Raw genomic sequence first — 17,155 nt, 5'->3', positions numbered from 1 at the left:
GAGTGGAGAAATTATTATGGAGAACGCCAGCCGATCTTCGGACGCTGTTATGTGAGTTAGTCAGTTGGGAAAGTCGGACACTGACAGAAGGGGAAAAAGAATTTCCTTTTAAAGTGGTAGATAAGCTGAAACAACTCGATTATTTCAAGCAACATCCGGAATATTTGGCACTTCATGAAGCAGACCCCGGACGAAACTTGGTGATGGCGCTTTATGAACATCCGAAAGCGGTGGATACGATTGTGCTCATCAGCCATTTTGACACGGTGCAAACTGAAGAATATGGAGATCTGGAAAAACTGGCATTTCGTCCAGAAGAGTTGACGAAAAAGCTGTTTGAGCGAAAAGACGATCTTCCAGAAGAGGCGCGCGCAGATCTTGAATCAGGCAATTATCTATTTGGCCGTGGCACGATGGATATGAAGATGGGGCTGGCTCTCCATATGTCACTTATTGAAAAAGCGAGTCATGAACAATGGCCGCTTAACCTTGTTTTATTAACAGTACCAGACGAAGAAGTAAACTCGACCGGTATGCGAGCGGCAGTCGAACAATTAGTGAAGTTGCGTGAAGAACGAGGCTTCACATATAAAATGTTCTTTAATAGTGAACCGGCATTTTCACAAAAGCCAGGGGACGAAAAGCATTATATCTATTCCGGAACACTCGGGAAAATTATGCCCGCTGCTCTTTTTTACGGCAAAGAAACACATGTCGGTGAGCCGTTAAAAGGCATGACGGCCAATTACATGGCGTCGTTTTTATCACAAGCGATGGAGTGGAACGCTGCCTATCGTGAAAGTGATCTCGGAGAAAGTACACCTCTTCCGGTATCGCTTCAACAAAAAGATTTAAAAATGCAGTACTCCACTCAAACGCCTTACCGTGCGACAGCTTTGTACAATATTTTCTTGATGAAACGCAACGCTGCAGAAATTATGGAGCTGTTTGAACAAACTGCAAATCAAGCGGCCACGATGTGCAATACGGCTTATAGTGAACTATGTAAGCGCGAGAAAATTGAAGGCATTGGTGAAGTGCAAGTGTTGCGTTATGAGCAGCTACTCGACTATGCACAAGCAAAACGCGGAACTCGATTTGTTTCAAAACTAAAAGAAGAAATTTTAAACCATCCAGAATGGGACGAACGTGAAAAATCAGTACGAATTGCTGATAAATTAATGATTCAATGTCATGAATTAGCACCTGCGATGATCTTATTGTTTGCACCGCCTTATTACCCGGCAGTCAACTCATCGGAAGATCCGTTTATTATGGAATGCGTCGATACGGTAAAACAAGCTGCCGCAGAATATGGCGTCGAAGTTGACCAAATTCACTATTTTAACGGACTATGCGATTTGAGTTACGTCAATTACAGCGACCCTGGCAACGGGTGGAGTTCTTATGAACGCAACACGCCTGTATGGGGAGAAACATACAGCATCCCGTTTGCTGACATGCTAGTGCTACAAGCACCTGTATTGAACGTTGGTCCGTTCGGCAAAGATGCCCATCAATACACAGAACGACTTCATATCGACAGCGCATTTGTCCAAACGCCTCATATGTTGGAGAGTTTGATGAAGAGTTTGTGTAAACAGGCGATGGAGACGGTATAAAAATTTTATGAATTGAAAAAACACAGCCAAAGCGGATCTTTCCGGTGGCTGTGTTTTTTGACTTGGTGGAATGAAAAATACTTAGCTTAAAGCTTCATTAGCATCAATCTTTAACGAACTTACAGAACCCCAACTGTTTCTGTCTTAATATCGGTGATGAACATATGACCAGGAGCGTGAGTAATCATAAAGGGTGGCTTAATATGCGCTGCGATCGCTTGCGGCGTAACGCCACATGCCCAAAATACCGGAACTTCCCCTTTTTTAATCGTCACACGGTCTCCGTAATCAGGGTGGTCCAAATCGGTGATGCCGATTGTTTCAGGATGGCCAATATGGAGCGGTGCCCCATGAACGGTCGGGAACCGACTAGTTACTTGGACAGCGCGCACAATGTCTTGTTCAGCAACAGGGCGCATGCTGACGACAGTGGGACCTTCGAATATTCCGGCTTTGACAGTTGAAATCGAAGTTTTGTACATCGGCACATTTACCCCTTCATCGTTATGGCGCATCGGAATACCATTTCTGACTAATGCTTCTTCGAACGTAAAGCTGCACCCAATGAGAAATGCCACCATTTCGTCATTCCAAAGTTCCGTAATATCACTGAGAGTTTCAGTCAGTTTGCCATCACGATACACATGATAAAGCGGAATGTCACTTCTGAGATCGGCCGTTGGTGCAGATTGGACAGGCGTAAATGATCCAGCTTCCGTAACATCTATTAACGGACAAGACTTCGGATTTCGTTGGCAAAATAGTAGGAAATCAAATGCCATGTCTTTCGGAAGAATAACAAGATTTGCTTGCAAAAAGCCGTTCGCCATCCCCGAAGTGGGACTTTTCAACTTGCCCTCTCGAATCTTCTGTCGGATTTCTTCTGGTGTGGAATTTTGTAAGTTGATCATTGGCAATCTTCTCCCATCTGAAAAAGTGAGTTTTATGGATTCGTCTTCTGTTAATAATAATTTTTTAAATATAGTGACATTTTATCATTCTTCATCAAATTCAGCACTGTGCACGAAATTGAAAGATAATTGGTAAGAATTTCATGTTAATATATAGATCATTGAAAAGTTCAATAAAGTAACATAGGATTAAAAAATTAAATTCTAAAGAAGTAAGGTGAGTAAAAATGAAAAAAAACATATATGTAGTAGGAGCAGTAATCACAGACGGTAACAAAATTTTATGTGCACAGCGAGGAATGGAAAAAAGCTTGCCGGGTCTATGGGAATTTCCTGGCGGCAAAATAGAAGAAACAGAAACGCCGCAAGAAGCATTGCAAAGAGAGATTCAAGAAGAGATGCATTGTCACGTAGAGATCGGTGAGCAAGTCGAGCACACTATTTACGAATATGACTTTGGCATCGTCCATTTGACGACTTTTTATTGTCGTTTAGTTAGAGGCACTCCTGTGTTAACAGAACACATTGCGATTGAATGGTTAGCAGCACATGACCTAGAAAAACTAGAATGGGCACCTGCTGATATACCGGCAATCGAGAAGTTAAAAAAGACGTATCAAGCTCAGCAATAACAGAGTTAGTTGAGAGAAACGAGGGGTAGAGATGAATTTTCTTCAGAATTTAGAGGAATCACTATATAAAGGTTTTATCGATCAAGCAAAACCGAGCGGTGAACGATTCAAACCGACTTTGCTCATCAATAATACAAAAACGAACGAAACGGTGCTGAACTCGATTACTGAGGAGTTAGATGGCTGCCAATCGTTTCTCTTTTCTGTTGCTTTTGTGACTGAAAGTGGGTTGGCCGCGTTAAAAACTCACTTATCGGACCTTGAACGAAAAGGAGTTAAAGGCCGAATTTTAACTTCGACTTTTTTAAACTTTAACCAGCCGAAAGTTTTTAAAGAACTCCTGAAAATCAATAATGTAGAAGTTCGTTTGTCGAGCATGAAAGGGTTTCATTCTAAGGGTTATATTTTTTCTCATGAAACGCATCAAACCTTAATCGTTGGCAGCTCTAACTTAACGGCGCAGGCGTTAAAAGTGAATTATGAGTGGAACGTCAGACTAAGTTCGCATGAAAACGGCGAATTGGTTTCTCATTTCTATCGACAATTCGAAGAAGTTTGGGACAACGCACAGTCATTATCCGAACAATGGATTGAGACTTATGAACGGTCGTATGTGCCAATAGAATATCGCAAAGAGTTAAAAAATGTAGCAGAGTTTCCAGAAATTTATACAGACAAGGTAAATCCACTAGAAGTAGCAGTTAAGATTGAACCGAATAAAATGCAAATAGCAGCTCTTCGACAAATACAGGCAGTACGCGAGTCAGGAAACGATAAAGGCTTAGTGATTTCAGCGACAGGTACTGGGAAAACCTATTTATCCGCCTTTGACGTGCGGAATTTCGCACCAAAGCGCATGTTATTTATCGTACACCGAGAACAAATTCTTCAAAAAGCTAAATCTGACTTTATTCGAATACTGGGTGGTGTGGAAAGCGACTTTGGAATTCTTTCAGGGAATTTAAGGGAAACCCATGCTCGGTATTTGTTTGCGACAATCCAAACGATCTCAAAGGGAGAAACGCTCAAGCAACTAGATCCACAAGCTTTTGACTATATTTTAATTGATGAAGTACATAAAGCAGGGGCGAAATCCTACCAAAAAGTAATGGAGCATTTTCAACCTCAGTTTTTAATGGGTATGACGGCGACACCTGAGCGAACGGATGATTTTAATATATACGAGCTGTTCGACTATAACGTAGCGTATGAGATTCGCCTGCAAGAAGCGTTAGAAGAAGACATGCTTTGTCCGTTTCATTATTTTGGTGTAACTGATGTGGAGTATGAAGAAGGCGTCATTGATGAAGCAACGGCATTTTCAAAACTCATCACAACAGAACGTGTCGACCATATCATGCAAAAGATTCATTATTACGGTCATTCGGGCGAAAAAGTAAGAGGGCTGATGTTTTGTAGTAGAAAAGAAGAAGCAATCAAACTTTCCGAAGAGTTGAACCGTCGCGGCTTAAAAACAGTTGCATTAACCGGTCAAAATTCGCAAGAAGAGCGAGTTTTACAAGTCAATCGATTAGAAAATGGTGTACTGGATTATATTTTAACGGTCGATATTTTCAATGAAGGAATAGATATTCCAAGTGTTAACCAAGTCGTCATGTTAAGACAAACGCAGTCGAGTATTATTTTTATACAACAGCTGGGGCGTGGATTACGAAAACATGGTTCTAAAGAATTTGTGACGATTATTGATTTTATTGGGAATTATAAAAATAACTACCTTATTCCAGTGGCTTTGTCTGGAGAGCGCTCACAAAACAAAGACAATATCCGCCGTCGCATGAAAGATACAAGTTATATTAAAGGGATTTCTACGGTGAATTTTGAAGAAATTGCAAAAAATCGCGTGTTTTCAGCGATTAAAAAGAGCAATTTAAGTGATATGAAAATTCTTCGTGAAGCTTATATAGCATTGAAAAATAGAATTGGCCATATTCCGCAACTTCAGGATTTTATCTATCATAATTCAATTGATCCGATAGTGATTGTTCAGAAATACTCAACATATCATCAGTTTTTACTGAAATTGAAAGAAGTGGATCCGCTTGTAACGGTTTATGAAGAACAGGTTTTGACGATGCTTTCGTTAGAAATTTTAAATGGCAAACGACAACATGAAATTTTGATGCTGGAGTTATTACTAGAGAAAGAGCAAACTACGATGGAAGAATATATCGACTATGTGAAATCTCATAACTGTTCTGTGGATCCTGCAACTATGGCTTCTGTGCAGCGAGTTTTGGATTTGCGTTTTTTCAATCAAGGTCCGCGGAAAAAGTATGGCGACAAACCACTTGTGGTGTTTGGAGAAACTGGAATTCACTTTAATGAAAATATTAAAGAAAGCTTAAGAAAAAATGCGAACTTTAAAGCCATGATGATTGACTTAGTTGTTAGTGCTAAAGAGCTAAGCAAAAACTATGAATGTGATCGCTCGTTAACACTTTATAAAAAGTACACGCGTAAAGATGCTTGCCGGTTATTAAATTGGTCGAGCGATGAAAGTTCGACCATTTACGGGTACAAAACAAAACATGGGGTGTGCCCAATCTTCGTTACGTATCATAAAGCTGACGAGGTCGAATCGAGTGTTGCTTACACAGAAGGGTTTGTCAGTCCAGAGATTTTCAAATGGTCAACAAGAAGCAATCGTACATTAGCATCCGCAGAAGTGAAAACCATAATCGATGCCGCTGAAAACAATATTGATCTTCACTTGTTCATCAAAAAAGATGACGATGAAGGTGGAGATTTTTATTATTTAGGTCAAGCATTGCCGGATAAAGAAAATATCGAGCAAGCGCTAATGAAAGATAAAAACTCAAAGGAAATTCCGGTCGTTCATATGCATTTAGCTTTGCAAAACGCGGTAAGCAGCAAGTTATATCATTATATTGCGAGTGAGGAATGATTTGAGGGTATCCTGTTTTAATAAACATGTATCCGTTTTTTAACTCTTTCTCTATTTCTATAGTAAGGAATCGAAACTTACTTTAGAGGAGGAAGAAGCAATGAAAGAATACTACGTAAAGAAAATTCAACATCCACAAGAAGGCGAGCTGTATCAATTTCTTGAGTTGGATAACGAAACAGGTAAGGAACAACTTATCGATCCGTTTGAATCGGGCATGCTCCAATTGCATGAACCATTTGAAGAAACGCCTGAATTGTTTTTCATCACGTCAAAGCGTGGGGCGGATGCGACAGGGTTTTACCGAGGAGATAAATTCGTTGTTCAACGAGGTGCCAAATTTGCGGCATCCACTTCGCCAAAATGTCCAAAAAAGTATATCAAGCTACGTGAGAACTTAATGCTCGATAAATTACTTGTGCCATTTCAACACCAACTTTTATTAATGGAAGACACCGAATTTGAGTCGCCGATGATGGCAATGGGTGCGGTAATTGGTGGCTGGGTACGAGGTTCGCATGATTGGAAAGCAGCTAGTAATAAATAAAGTGAAAAAAAAGCGGAAAAGCTCACATGAGCTTTTCCGCTTTTTATTTTTTGGAAATGTTATCTGATTCGCTAACTCAAGCTACATGTAAGGAAGAAAGCCTTCACCAAATGGTTTGGAGAAGTGTCCGTTCGTCTCCCGCGGAAAGCAGACGGTAAGCTTCGGAAAACCATGACTTACTAAAAGTTTCTCGATAGACTATCTATTTTTTACGTTTGAGTCTGAGAAATTTTATAACTTCACAATCGTTCTTCCTAAATGCTGTCCGTTTTTAATAGCGTCAATGGTTTCAGCCAGTTCACTAAGCGCAATTTCATTTACTAATGTGGTTTGCGTAATGTTCCAATCGTTGGCCATTTTGTCCCAAATCGGACCTCGGTTTTCGATTGGTACGTTGACAGAGTCAATGCCGAGTAAGTTTACGCCACGTAAGATAAACGGCAAGACCGTCGTCGTGATTTGTAGACCACCGGCGTTTCCGCACATGCTCATGCTGCCGCCGTATGAAATTTGCGGGATCAATACAGAAGCAACGTCCCCACCAACCGTATCTAATACATAATCAAAACGTGTTTTGTTTAATGGTTTTTTCAATTCACCTAAATCATCTGCAAAAACGACGTTTGTGGCGCCGAGTGATTTTGCGACTTCTTCTTGGTGTTCTTTTCGCACTAAAGCGGAAATGTTTTGGAAGCCCATTTTGGATAAGATCTGCAGCGCGATACTGCCAACGCCACCTGTTGAGCCGGTTACTAAAATTTCAGGGTCTTTCGCTAAGTCCATGCCGTTTTGTTGTAACGCATGAATGGAAAGGGCTGCTGTAAATCCAGCTGTTCCGAAAACCATTGCGTCTTTTAGGCTCAAGTTTTTTGGCAACGGGACAATCCATTCTGCAGGCACACGTGCATATTCAGAAAAGCCGCCTGTATGACTCATGCCCAACGCAAATCCTGTGACAATCACTTCTTGTCCTTCGTTAAAACGAGCGTCTGATGAAGAAACAACCGTACCACTCAAATCGATGCCAGGAGTCATTGGGTAATCTCGGATGACACCTGTATTTTTTTGTACAGCGAGCATGTCTTTGTAGTTAATCGAAGAATAAGCGACTTTGATCAAAACATCGCCTTCAGAAAGTTGATCGACATTGACCTCTTCTACGCCATAAATAATCTGGTCTTCTTGTTCCTTAACTCGAACGGCATTAAATGAATTCAAAGTAATTGCCCCTTTCAATCTGTTTTAAGACAAAATAGTTCTGTCACAAAATTATTTTCATACAAAACCTAACATGTTAAGATAGACCATGTCAATATGGAGGAGATTTTATGGATATCAAACAATGCATCAACTACTTATTAAGTGTTAGTCAAAATAAGGTGTTCAAATACTTTAGCGGACTTTTAGAAGAACATAATTTAACGCCAGCTCAATACGGCGTGCTGAATTGTTTATGGAGTGAAGGTGAATTGTCTCCAAAGCAAATTGGTGGAATGATGCATCTAGAAGCTTCGACTGTGTCTGGGATTTTAGATAAGATGCAAAAAGCAGGTTTTATCGAACGTTCAATTGATCCTGAAAATCGGCGTAATATTTTAGTCATCCCGACGCCAAAAGCAATAGCCATTCAAAAAGATGTAGAAGAGACAACAGAAAGATTAAATAAAACCGTTCTTCAAGATTTGTCGGACAATGACCAAATTGCGTTGAAGAAATTATTAGGCACGATTATCCAATCAGATTTTAACTGAGTAGTATAAAGCCGCTGAATCATTGGATTTGGCGGCTTTATTTGGTTTGTCGTAATTTTCTTTTCAAGCTTAATTGTTTTTTCTTTTTCTTTTCAGAGACAGGTGGTTTGGGTGCTGGATTAAATGGATCGTCATACAATCCGGTATAGCGCTGGTACCAGCTAAATAGATGGCTAAAGATAACCTTGATAACAGCATATGCGGGAATGCCGAGAATGACACCGACAACTCCAAACAGATTGCCTGCAGTCAATAGAACAGCAATAATGGTAATCGGGTGAATTTGTAAATTGCTACCGAGAATAAGTGGTTGAAAAACACGACCTTCCAATGTTTGTTCGATAAAGAAAACCACGAGCACTTTAACTAACATAATCGGTGAGTGCACAACGATGGCGATAATGACTATAGGGATAAAAGCGATAAAAGAACCTAGAAATGGGATTAAGTTTAATGCACCAGCCATAATGCCAAGTGTCAACGCGTATTTTAGCCCAATGAGGCTAAAACCAATCCAAAACATTAAGCCGACAAAAAAGGCAACGAGTAATTGTCCTCGAATGTATTGGCTAATTTGTAAGTTTATTTCGCGCAGCAACAAATAGCTATGTTCACGCATTTTTGATGGAACAAGTTTCATGATGTGGTAAGGCAAGTGATGACCATCTTTTAACAAGTAGAACAGGATAAAAGGCGTCGTGATTAAAGCCAGTAAAGTTGTGGAAAGTACACCAAAAACACTACCAAGTCCAGTGACGGTAGAATCCATGACGGTGTCCGTTTGTCCGGTGATTGATGTGGACAGCGGTTCTGTACCTCCCATCAATTGCGTTTGCAATCGTGACAACAAATCATTTTGGAAAAAGTTATCGATTTGAGAGATAAACGTATTTAAATAGTCTTGCCAATTATCGATCAAGCTCATCAGTTGTTCTCGAATAATCGGGATCAATGTCGCAATGCCCCACGCCAAAAATCCAGCAATCACGATAAAAACAATGGAGATACTAGCGGTCCTTGGAATATTTTTGGTCTCCATCCAGTCAATAAGCGGGTTTAGTAAATAATAAAAAACACCGGCCATAATAAGCGGCAGTCCCATAACATCAAAAAAGGCGACAAATGGTTGGAAAATAAAGCTAACCTTAGGTAAGAGCAATAAATTCAGCAAAATTAGTAAAACAATAATTAGTACAGATACCGCTTTGTTGTTCAGTACCCATTTGACAAACCAAGAAGCAGCCTGGCTAAATGCACGTTTGTTTTTATCATGCTCCAACATCAACACCTCTTTCTGATCAAGCTGTTTTACATCCTCCAATGCTTGTATAATTTAGTAACTATAAAATACCCATATCCTAAATTTTTCACACCAAAAAACCCGTATTATATCCTCTAATGTATGGAACAAAGTGCTGTTTTACCGGATTAATTTTTATCCACATGTGGATAAAATCAAAAGAATGACGAAACGACAAAGTTATCCCCGTTTTAATGCGAAACCATCCACATATTCAAGAAAACGGTTAATAAATAAAGGTTTTTTTGAATTTTGTACGTCGATTGGGGATAACCTTCCTTCTAAATCGGAACTTTTACCCAATTGCTTCGTAGAATAGAAAAAGGTTTTGGAGGTGTGGCAAATGGAAATCGTCTTTTTTCTGTGGTTTGTCATTATTATTGGTTTCGCTTTTTTGAGAATGTTTTTGAAAAAACGTTTTGGCATTAATCAAGAAGAACAAGCGGGGATTCCAGTGAAGAAGTTTGAGCGGTGGAATAATTGGCTAATGATTTTGGCGATAATTGTTCTAGCGGTAAACATGCAAAATTCATTAGAATCATTTTTCTTTTGGATATTTATGATTTTCTTCGTAGGAAACGCCACGCAAATTTTTTTGGAGTGGAAGTACTTGAAAGGTTCACGAAAATATCAAGTGTCCCTCATTAACTCAATGCTTGGAGGACTCGCAATTATTATTTTCATCACAGTTGCCATAACTCAAATGAATTGATTTATTATCTAAATAAAAAAGGCATTCCCTTTAGGGGAATGCCTTAGACTGTAAACAAAGTCCGCTTTTGCAGTTTGCAAAGTCAGAAAACCGCGTTGGTCGCTCTGGGGATAACTCCCGCAAGAAGCCAGGAAAACCACCTGTCTTCTTGCTTCGTCTACCCCGTAGAAACGCCAACGCTAGAGTCTATAATAAATAGGTGGGTCAAATAATATCGAGGTTTTCTATAAATAAAGAAGTCAATAAGAAGAGGCATTGGAGAAAATTATTCCCAATACCTCTTTTGTCTACAAGCTGAGGCATTTCCTTTCGGGGGAATGCCTTTTTTTCAGAATGTGGAATAAGTTTATATTCTCCTATACTTCATGAAAACCAGCTGCTTTTACTAGTTAAAAATAAGTAAGTTATCTCCGTATTTGAAGAAGCGTTTGCTCGACTCTTGTGGGAATAGCGGGTTTGTTGAGAGACCCCGCAGATAGCGTCAGCGAACGAGGAGGCTCGATTCCCGCCCCACGGAAAGCGAGCGATAAGCTTCGGAAAATACAGTTATCCAAGATTTTTTCGATATAGTTATTTGTCCAACACAACCGACCCCTCATACATTTTGCCGTGTAACTGGGCTAGTTTAGCTGCCATTACTTCTGGAGAGTCTTTAAAATCTTGTTTGATCCAATAGAGAAAGAAACCTAATGTTCCATAAGTCATAAAGGAAGTGAGTGTTGGAATTTCCAAATCGCTTTCTTCTTCGAGACGTAATTCGGTTGCAGCAACTTGTGCAAGGGCTTCGCAAAACTGGTTTTGTGAGCCGGGGAGTATTTCCCCTGTGATAATCAATGTAAAAATCGACTGGTGCTGATAAATGTACTCGAAAATCGGCAACTGCCGCTGAACGTCTGTCGACGAAAAGCGCTCTAACCCTTGGAAGCTTTTTCGGAAATAGTCGGCGAGGCCATCCAAGTAGTCTTCAACGATAGCTGTAAGCAATTCGTTCAAATCCTTATAATGTGAATAAAACGTCACGCGATTGCATCCAGCTTGTTTTGCAACTTCTGTAATAGTCAATTGCGACAATTCTTTTTCATTTAATAGTTCTAGTAAAGCGTTTTTTAGCATTTTTTGAGTTCGAAGAATACGACGGTCTTCTGTGCTAGGCATCTCGTTTTCCTCCTAATGTGTCCGGAAAATGGACGGAAATATATAGTAAGTATGACATTAAAGCTTTTTAGTAGACAAGTAGATTAGTTGTTTGTTAATTTACATATGTAGTTTAAAGTGGAATCGAATTCTAATTAAATTTCAGGAGGAAGAAAAAATGGCACGTTTACAAGGCAAAGTAGCAATTATTACGGGAGCAGCGCAAGGGATGGGTGCGGCTCACGCAAAGAAATTTATCGATGAAGGTGCGAAAGTGGTTATCACCGATTTAAACGAAGAAAAAGGGCAAGCGTTAGCGAAAGAACTTGGAGACAATGCAGTTTTTGTAAAGCAAAACGTAACGAGCGCTGAAGATTGGGAGAAAGTTGTAGCTGAAACTGAAAAGACATTTGGTCAAGTAGACGTATTGGTAAACAACGCCGGTATCACAATGGCCAAGTCAATTTTAAAAATGACTGAAGAAGAATACCGGCGTATTGTAGACATTAACCAAGTATCTGTATTCCTTGGAATGAAAACAGTCGTTCCGGCAATGCAAAAAGTTGGTGGCGGTTCGATAGTTAATATTTCTTCGATGAACGGTATTGTAGGTGGGGCAATTGGTTACACAGATACGAAATTCGCAGTTCGCGGAATGACAAAAGCGGCAGCACTTGAATGTGCAAACTACGGCATCCGTGTAAACTCTGTACACCCAGGCGTTATTGCAACGCCAATGGTGGTTCAAGAAGATACTAAAGCAGCTGTTGAAGCATTCTCTAAAACAATTCCGATGAAACGTCTTGCAGAGTCTGAAGAAGTTTCGAACATGGTGTTGTTCTTAGCTTCTGACGATGCAAGCTATTCGACAGGTTCAGAATTTATCATTGATGGTGGTCTAACAGCTCAGTAAAAAAGATAAAGTCGTTACGCTGATTTTAGCGTAACGACTTTTTGTTTAAATACAGTACGAGTATCGGTCCCAAAATCGGAATCCAAGCGAGTGACTTGCGTTTGGCTTTTGGATAAAAATGATAGACGCTGTAGACTGATAAACCCCAAAGCACAAACCAGTCGACGGTCATAACCGAGACAAGACTTGACGAAAAGAACGCGTCTTGGTAAGCGGCGAGTGAAAATCCTTGCAGTAAGGTTAGTGCATTAATGACCCAGAATAGCATTAAGACAACGAGCCAAAACCGCGAACTGAGAAACCGAACGAGCCAGACTGGAGTTCGGAGCCTTCTGTCCGTTTTTCGATTGCCGAACGCAAAATAAGGAAGAAGCGCAAAAGCACCAATGCCAAAAGACAATAAGGCAAACGGCCACGCCGGCCATTTTTGTCGGTCATTTAAAAATAATAAAGTTACAAACATCATTGGAAACAAGCCGAGTGCATTAAAAACGGCGAGTACGAGTGGATCAATCGCACCAAGATCGCCACTAAAAATAGCCGACAAAATCGGATCCGTTTCGCCGCCTGGTGCCAGAAAAACAGCATAGCCAATAAGCAACAGCCAAACAATTAAAAATATCATGCTATTCACTCCTTTTAAGGCTAAGTTATTAAGTTATTAGTTCCCTAAAATAGATCCAAGCAAACGAATGGGTGAGTTAGCTAAATAAGGTGGAAGTAGATTAAAACTGAAAACAAGGCGACAATGAGTAGACTTTTGACTTTGCTAGATTTCCATGTAATGATACTCGAGCCAATGGCACCTATAACCAGTAAAACAAAACCGACTAATCGTAGGGTAGGGGTGGAAAAGGTATCGCTAAACTCAATAAGAAAATTCCCTAAAGCAACAGAGCCTATGCTCAATAGGAAACTAGGTGAAGCAAAATCGGATTTTACCGACTGTTGGTCCGTCTCGTTCATTTTGAAATAAGCCCTTATCATCATGCCAACAGGTACGCCGAAAGCAATCAGAAAAGTGACAAGTGAATCTGTATCCGTATTCAATGTATATGCCCCCAGTCGATTAGGAAAAATAAATAGAAGGTAAACGCGCTTCTTTTGTAGAATTTTAACAGTTAAAGGAGGGTTTGCATATGGAGGTTATGGTATATATTGGATTGTTTGTTCTTGTCATGTCTTATTTTTTTGTTTCAAACGTATATTTGAAGAAAAAGCGTGGAATAAAAAGAGATTCGAGAAGTTTTTTTCACGAAGACAAAAATCGGTACATAATGATTGTGCAAGGAATTATTTTTATAGGTTTTATTTACGTGTGTATGTATTTGATTGCAGAACTAGATTCCACAGAACTTTCTGTAGCTATCCTGATAAGCCCTCTGGCCGGTCTCTTTATTCTCCAAACATTTGTTACGGGGCTTGAAGAGTGGTTACTGCACAGAGACAAAAAGCGATATTGGTATGACTGGTCTGAAACAATATTTGTTGGACTAGTGTTTGGTTTACTACTACTAACGAAAGGATGAAGATCATGTATGAATTGACGAAAAAACGTGCCAAAGCGTTGTTGATCGATTCGGCGATTGCTACTACTGTGTCATTTGCGTTAGAACCGCTATTGAAAAAGAAAATAAAAAGTCCGTTTTTCCATGCAATGGTTTCTCCACATTTAGTGTTTTGGGGACTTGAGTATGCGCAGCTCCGAATGAACGGTCAAACAGCTGGTCAGAAAATGATGGGTATTACCTTAAAAGATGAAGCGGGTGGAGAGCTGAGCTCAGAGCAAATTCTAAAGCACATTGTCTACCGAGATACGATAGGCCCTCTCATGTATGCAAAAGACCGTAGCCGCTACGATAAGTACAAAGGTGAAAAATACCCGAATGACCTTTACGCACATACTGTGGTTAAAAAAGTAGATTAAAACATCTTCCCTCCTTTAGAAAAGGAGGGATTTTTTACGGTTTGTAAAAATTATAGTGATATACAAAACTATTCTTTAACGCTACAATATCCAAGGTGCCAATCATCCTGAAAATTTAAAGGGATGGAATGTATGAAGAGAAGCAACTCAAAAAGTGCAACACCGTGTATCAAAACCGATATAGATGGTTAAAAGAATAGATAAGTAAGTTGTTGGAGGATTAGGATGAAGAAACAAACAGAAATCAACAATACTGAGAAAGCTGGCTGGTTATTGCTAATTGGTATTGTGTTAATCGGGGCGAATTTAAGGGTACCGATCACGTCAGTCGGAACACTTATGTCGTTTATCCGTGAAGATCTTAGCATTAGCAATGCAGTAGCAGGATTGGTCACGACATTGCCTTTAATCGCCTTTGCTATACTTTCTCCATTTGCGCCGAAGATCGCAAATCGTATCGGTATGCAATGGACCATAGCCTTTTCAATGATCTTACTTATTATCGGGATTGCGATACGTTCGGTAACAGGAATCGGTTTCTTGTTTACAGGGACACTTCTTATTGGTTTGGCAATTTCTATTGGGAATGTCTTGATTCCAGGAATTATCAAAATGAATTTTCCTTATCGAATTGGCGTTATGACAGGTATATATGCTGTCTTCATGAATATATTCGGTGCTTTAGGTTCTGGTTTAAGCGTACCGATTTCTAGTGTTGGCAATATGGGATGGCAAGGCGCACTTGGTATTTGGGGGTTACTTGCCGTTGTCGCATTACTTGTTTGGCTTCCGCAATTACGCAAAAAACAAGGCGCAGTATCAAAAAAAACTATAAAAACAAAAGAAAAAACCAAGTTATGGCGTTCGCCACTTGCTTGGAGTGTCACTCTATTTATGGGTGGACAGTCACTGATGTTTTATACGTTAATCGCCTGGATGCCAGATATACTGAATACAATCGGATATGATGCCCGTTCTGCCGGCTGGATGGTCTTTTTAATGCAAGCGGCAATCATTCCGACCACCTTCGTGGTGCCAGTGATTGCTTTAAAGCTAAAAAACCAAGTTGGTCTCGCTATTGGAACGGCTTTGTTGTTTATGATTGGATTTTCAGGCTTACTTTTTGGCAGTATGATGCTGGTCCCGTTATGGGCAATCTTTCTTGGAATTGCTGGAGGAAGTGGGTTTAGTCTTTCAATGGTATTCTTTACACTCAGAACGAAAAATGGAAGAGAAGCAGTGGAATTGTCAGGAATGGCTCAATCATTTGGTTATATGTTAGCGGCGGTCGGCCCTGTTTTTGCAGGCGTCCTCTACGACATAGGTAGGGGTTGGACATTGCCGATATTATTCTTACTGTTCATCTCGATTATCATCTTGATTGCAGGTATCATATCCGGTAAAGAAGGGACGATATCCGAACGTGCCAAAAAAAAGTGGGAAAGAATTAGCAAATACTAATTAATTGAACCATAAGCTTTTATCACTCGACTTTCCGATCATAAGGAAAGTTTTTTTTGTGGAGAAAATAAACATGTAAAACTTCGCAAGAATCGGCTTCCTATTTGGGTATTGCCGCTACGCAATTAAAATAAATACTAAATCTTTAAGCTAGATTTTATAAAGGTAGGCAGATTAGTTCTAGTTTATCTGCAGGCTAACTTATACTGAGACTATAAAGTATGAGTGGGAAACAGGAAGGACAGTGGATATGGAAAAGTACCGCATCAATCCAGACAAGGGCATGGAGTTTGGAATTTACACATTGGGAGATCATCTTCCGGACCCGCATACAGGGCAACGAATTTCTGCAGGAGAACGCATTCAAGAAATCATTGGTTTGGCGGAACTAGCCGATCAAGCTGGACTCGACTTTTTCAGTGTCGGTGAAAGCCATCAAGAATATTTTGCCACTCAAGCACATACGGTGGTACTCGCGGCTATTGCGCAAGCGACAAAAAATATTAAAATATCTAGTTCCTCTACCATTATTAGCACCTCAGATCCGGTGCGTGTGTTTGAAGATTTCGCGACCATTGATTTGATTTCAAATGGCCGTGCAGAAATCATTGCCGGTCGAGCATCGCGAGTGGGGCTATTTGAATTGCTCGGCTACGATATTCGTTATTACGAAGAATTGTATGAAGAGAAATTTGAGTTGCTATTACAAATCAATAAAGAAGAAACGGTCGATTGGAGCGGGAAGTTCCGTGCTCCGCTACGTAGCGCACAAGTTATTCCGCGTCCGCTTACAGGTTCGCTCCCGATTTGGCGTGCAGTTGGCGGTCATCCAGAAAGTGCTATTAAAGCTGGACATGCCGGTGTGCCGATGATGCTTGCAACGCTTGGTGGTCCTGCAGAAACGTTCAAGCATACGATTGATGCTTATCGTGAAGCAGCTGAAGAAAGTGGCTTTAGTCCCTCTGAATTACCTGTCGCGACTGCTGGATTTTTCAACGTGGCTGCAACGACCCAACAAGCCATGGAAGAAGTTTATCCACATGTGGATAAAGGGATGCGAAAAACCAACGGTCAAGGTTACCCACAAGCCGCATTCATGCACGGCGCCCAAATGGATAGCGTTATGAACATTGGTAGTCCACAGCAAATTATCGAAAAAATTCTATACCAACATGAATTGTTTGGTCATCAACGTTATATCGCGCAAATGGATTTTGGTGGCGTGCCGATTGACCGCTTAAAACGCAATATCGACTTGATCGGGACAGAAATTTTGCCAGCTATTCGAAAATATACGGCGAAAAAATAAAAAGATG

The 17,155-nt window shown here is 40.2% G+C and carries 17 protein-coding genes; 11 read left to right on the top strand and 6 right to left on the bottom strand.

Annotated elements, in window-relative coordinates:
- The first annotated feature begins 2 nt into the window (after positions 1–2).
- Positions 3–1,622, top strand: a complete 1,620-nt coding sequence (locus tag BBI08_RS15510) for a M20/M25/M40 family metallo-hydrolase (protein WP_008498246.1) — start codon at positions 3–5, stop codon at positions 1,620–1,622.
- A 119-nt stretch (positions 1,623–1,741) separates the two neighbouring features.
- Here BBI08_RS15510 and BBI08_RS15505 read toward each other — a convergent pair whose 3' ends face one another.
- On the bottom strand, positions 1,742–2,533 hold the full coding sequence (locus tag BBI08_RS15505) for a putative hydro-lyase (RefSeq protein ID WP_065528315.1): 792 nt from the start codon (positions 2,531–2,533) through the stop codon (positions 1,742–1,744).
- A gap of 227 nt (positions 2,534–2,760) precedes the next feature.
- Between BBI08_RS15505 and BBI08_RS15500 the strand changes: the two genes are divergently transcribed.
- The 3 genes from BBI08_RS15500 to BBI08_RS15490 all read left to right on the top strand — a co-directional run bounded on the left by BBI08_RS15500 (position 2,761) and on the right by BBI08_RS15490 (position 6,641).
- Positions 2,761–3,165 (top strand): (deoxy)nucleoside triphosphate pyrophosphohydrolase, encoded by a 405-nt coding sequence (locus BBI08_RS15500; protein ID WP_065528314.1) that lies wholly within the window; start codon positions 2,761–2,763, stop codon positions 3,163–3,165.
- Between the two features lie 31 nt (positions 3,166–3,196).
- Complete coding sequence (locus BBI08_RS15495) at positions 3,197–6,094, top strand: DEAD/DEAH box helicase (protein ID WP_008498248.1); 2,898 nt, start codon at positions 3,197–3,199, stop codon at positions 6,092–6,094.
- Between the two features lie 100 nt (positions 6,095–6,194).
- On the top strand, positions 6,195–6,641 hold the full coding sequence (locus BBI08_RS15490; protein ID WP_008498249.1) for a DUF4357 domain-containing protein: 447 nt from the start codon (positions 6,195–6,197) through the stop codon (positions 6,639–6,641).
- Positions 6,642–6,872: 231 nt separating this feature from the next.
- On the opposite strand, the gene BBI08_RS15485 is transcribed toward BBI08_RS15490, so the two are convergent.
- Positions 6,873–7,859: a YhdH/YhfP family quinone oxidoreductase gene (locus BBI08_RS15485; RefSeq protein ID WP_065528313.1), complete on the bottom strand. Its 987-nt coding sequence runs from the start codon at positions 7,857–7,859 to the stop codon at positions 6,873–6,875.
- Between the two features lie 110 nt (positions 7,860–7,969).
- Here BBI08_RS15485 and BBI08_RS15480 point away from each other — a divergent pair, with 110 nt between their 5' ends.
- The gene (locus tag BBI08_RS15480) at positions 7,970–8,392 is read left to right on the top strand and encodes a MarR family winged helix-turn-helix transcriptional regulator (protein ID WP_040850969.1); all 423 of its coding nucleotides are present in this window, start codon (positions 7,970–7,972) and stop codon (positions 8,390–8,392) included.
- Between the two features lie 37 nt (positions 8,393–8,429).
- On the opposite strand, the gene BBI08_RS15475 is transcribed toward BBI08_RS15480, so the two are convergent.
- On the bottom strand, positions 8,430–9,674 hold the full coding sequence (locus BBI08_RS15475) for an AI-2E family transporter (RefSeq protein ID WP_065528312.1): 1,245 nt from the start codon (positions 9,672–9,674) through the stop codon (positions 8,430–8,432).
- A 361-nt stretch (positions 9,675–10,035) separates the two neighbouring features.
- Between BBI08_RS15475 and BBI08_RS15470 the strand changes: the two genes are divergently transcribed.
- Positions 10,036–10,404, top strand: a complete 369-nt coding sequence (locus tag BBI08_RS15470) for a DUF4181 domain-containing protein (RefSeq protein WP_008498251.1) — start codon at positions 10,036–10,038, stop codon at positions 10,402–10,404.
- Between the two features lie 570 nt (positions 10,405–10,974).
- On the opposite strand, the gene BBI08_RS15465 is transcribed toward BBI08_RS15470, so the two are convergent.
- Positions 10,975–11,559: a TetR/AcrR family transcriptional regulator gene (locus BBI08_RS15465; protein ID WP_008498252.1), complete on the bottom strand. Its 585-nt coding sequence runs from the start codon at positions 11,557–11,559 to the stop codon at positions 10,975–10,977.
- A 157-nt stretch (positions 11,560–11,716) separates the two neighbouring features.
- Between BBI08_RS15465 and BBI08_RS15460 the strand changes: the two genes are divergently transcribed.
- Positions 11,717–12,451: a glucose 1-dehydrogenase gene (locus tag BBI08_RS15460; RefSeq protein WP_008498254.1), complete on the top strand. Its 735-nt coding sequence runs from the start codon at positions 11,717–11,719 to the stop codon at positions 12,449–12,451.
- Positions 12,452–12,476: 25 nt separating this feature from the next.
- Here the strand turns inward: BBI08_RS15460 and BBI08_RS15455 are convergent, their stop codons facing one another.
- Together BBI08_RS15455 and BBI08_RS15450 are read right to left on the bottom strand one after the other, a co-directional pair.
- Positions 12,477–13,076 carry a hypothetical protein gene (locus tag BBI08_RS15455; protein WP_008498255.1) on the bottom strand — a complete coding sequence of 200 codons (600 nt, stop codon included), beginning with the start codon at positions 13,074–13,076 and terminating at the stop codon, positions 12,477–12,479.
- A gap of 80 nt (positions 13,077–13,156) precedes the next feature.
- Positions 13,157–13,501: a hypothetical protein gene (locus BBI08_RS15450; RefSeq protein ID WP_040850970.1), complete on the bottom strand. Its 345-nt coding sequence runs from the start codon at positions 13,499–13,501 to the stop codon at positions 13,157–13,159.
- A gap of 89 nt (positions 13,502–13,590) precedes the next feature.
- Between BBI08_RS15450 and BBI08_RS15445 the strand changes: the two genes are divergently transcribed.
- The 4 genes from BBI08_RS15445 (at position 13,591) to BBI08_RS15430 (ending at position 17,148) form a co-directional block, all read left to right on the top strand.
- Positions 13,591–13,980: a DUF4181 domain-containing protein gene (locus tag BBI08_RS15445; protein WP_065528311.1), complete on the top strand. Its 390-nt coding sequence runs from the start codon at positions 13,591–13,593 to the stop codon at positions 13,978–13,980.
- Complete coding sequence (locus BBI08_RS15440) at positions 13,977–14,378, top strand: RDD family protein (RefSeq protein WP_237146550.1); 402 nt, start codon at positions 13,977–13,979, stop codon at positions 14,376–14,378. The genes BBI08_RS15445 and BBI08_RS15440 overlap by 4 nt, the downstream gene beginning before the upstream one ends.
- Before the next feature lie 225 nt (positions 14,379–14,603).
- Complete coding sequence (locus BBI08_RS15435) at positions 14,604–15,839, top strand: CynX/NimT family MFS transporter (RefSeq protein ID WP_065528310.1); 1,236 nt, start codon at positions 14,604–14,606, stop codon at positions 15,837–15,839.
- 250 nt (positions 15,840–16,089) lie between these two features.
- The gene (locus BBI08_RS15430; protein ID WP_065528309.1) at positions 16,090–17,148 is read left to right on the top strand and encodes an LLM class flavin-dependent oxidoreductase; all 1,059 of its coding nucleotides are present in this window, start codon (positions 16,090–16,092) and stop codon (positions 17,146–17,148) included.
- The last annotated feature ends 7 nt before the right edge of the window (positions 17,149–17,155 follow it).

It is taken from the genome of Planococcus halocryophilus, assembly GCF_001687585.2.
GTDB classification, from domain to species: Bacteria; Bacillota; Bacilli; order Bacillales_A; family Planococcaceae; genus Planococcus; species Planococcus halocryophilus.
This window is presented reverse-complemented; position numbering and strand designations above follow the sequence as displayed.

Bases quoted from the DNA above. Each gene is read 5' to 3' on its own strand.
- BBI08_RS15470 (WP_008498251.1), top strand. From the start codon at position 10,036: ATGGAAATCGTCTTTTTTCTGTGGTTTGTCATTATTATTGGTTTCGCT.
- BBI08_RS15455 (WP_008498255.1), bottom strand. From the start codon at position 13,076: ATGATATTTTTAATTGTTTGGCTGTTGCTTATTGGCTATGCTGTTTTT.
- BBI08_RS15430 (WP_065528309.1), top strand. From the start codon at position 16,090: ATGGAAAAGTACCGCATCAATCCAGACAAGGGCATGGAGTTTGGAATT.
- BBI08_RS15480 (WP_040850969.1), top strand. From the start codon at position 7,970: ATGGATATCAAACAATGCATCAACTACTTATTAAGTGTTAGTCAAAAT.
- BBI08_RS15460 (WP_008498254.1), top strand. From the start codon at position 11,717: ATGGCACGTTTACAAGGCAAAGTAGCAATTATTACGGGAGCAGCGCAA.
- BBI08_RS15495 (WP_008498248.1), top strand. From the start codon at position 3,197: ATGAATTTTCTTCAGAATTTAGAGGAATCACTATATAAAGGTTTTATC.
- BBI08_RS15435 (WP_065528310.1), top strand. From the start codon at position 14,604: ATGAAGAAACAAACAGAAATCAACAATACTGAGAAAGCTGGCTGGTTA.
- BBI08_RS15490 (WP_008498249.1), top strand. From the start codon at position 6,195: ATGAAAGAATACTACGTAAAGAAAATTCAACATCCACAAGAAGGCGAG.
- BBI08_RS15440 (WP_237146550.1), top strand. From the start codon at position 13,977: ATGAAGATCATGTATGAATTGACGAAAAAACGTGCCAAAGCGTTGTTG.
- BBI08_RS15445 (WP_065528311.1), top strand. From the start codon at position 13,591: ATGGAGGTTATGGTATATATTGGATTGTTTGTTCTTGTCATGTCTTAT.
- BBI08_RS15500 (WP_065528314.1), top strand. From the start codon at position 2,761: ATGAAAAAAAACATATATGTAGTAGGAGCAGTAATCACAGACGGTAAC.
- BBI08_RS15505 (WP_065528315.1), bottom strand. From the start codon at position 2,533: ATGATCAACTTACAAAATTCCACACCAGAAGAAATCCGACAGAAGATT.
- BBI08_RS15465 (WP_008498252.1), bottom strand. From the start codon at position 11,559: ATGCCTAGCACAGAAGACCGTCGTATTCTTCGAACTCAAAAAATGCTA.
- BBI08_RS15475 (WP_065528312.1), bottom strand. From the start codon at position 9,674: ATGTTGGAGCATGATAAAAACAAACGTGCATTTAGCCAGGCTGCTTCT.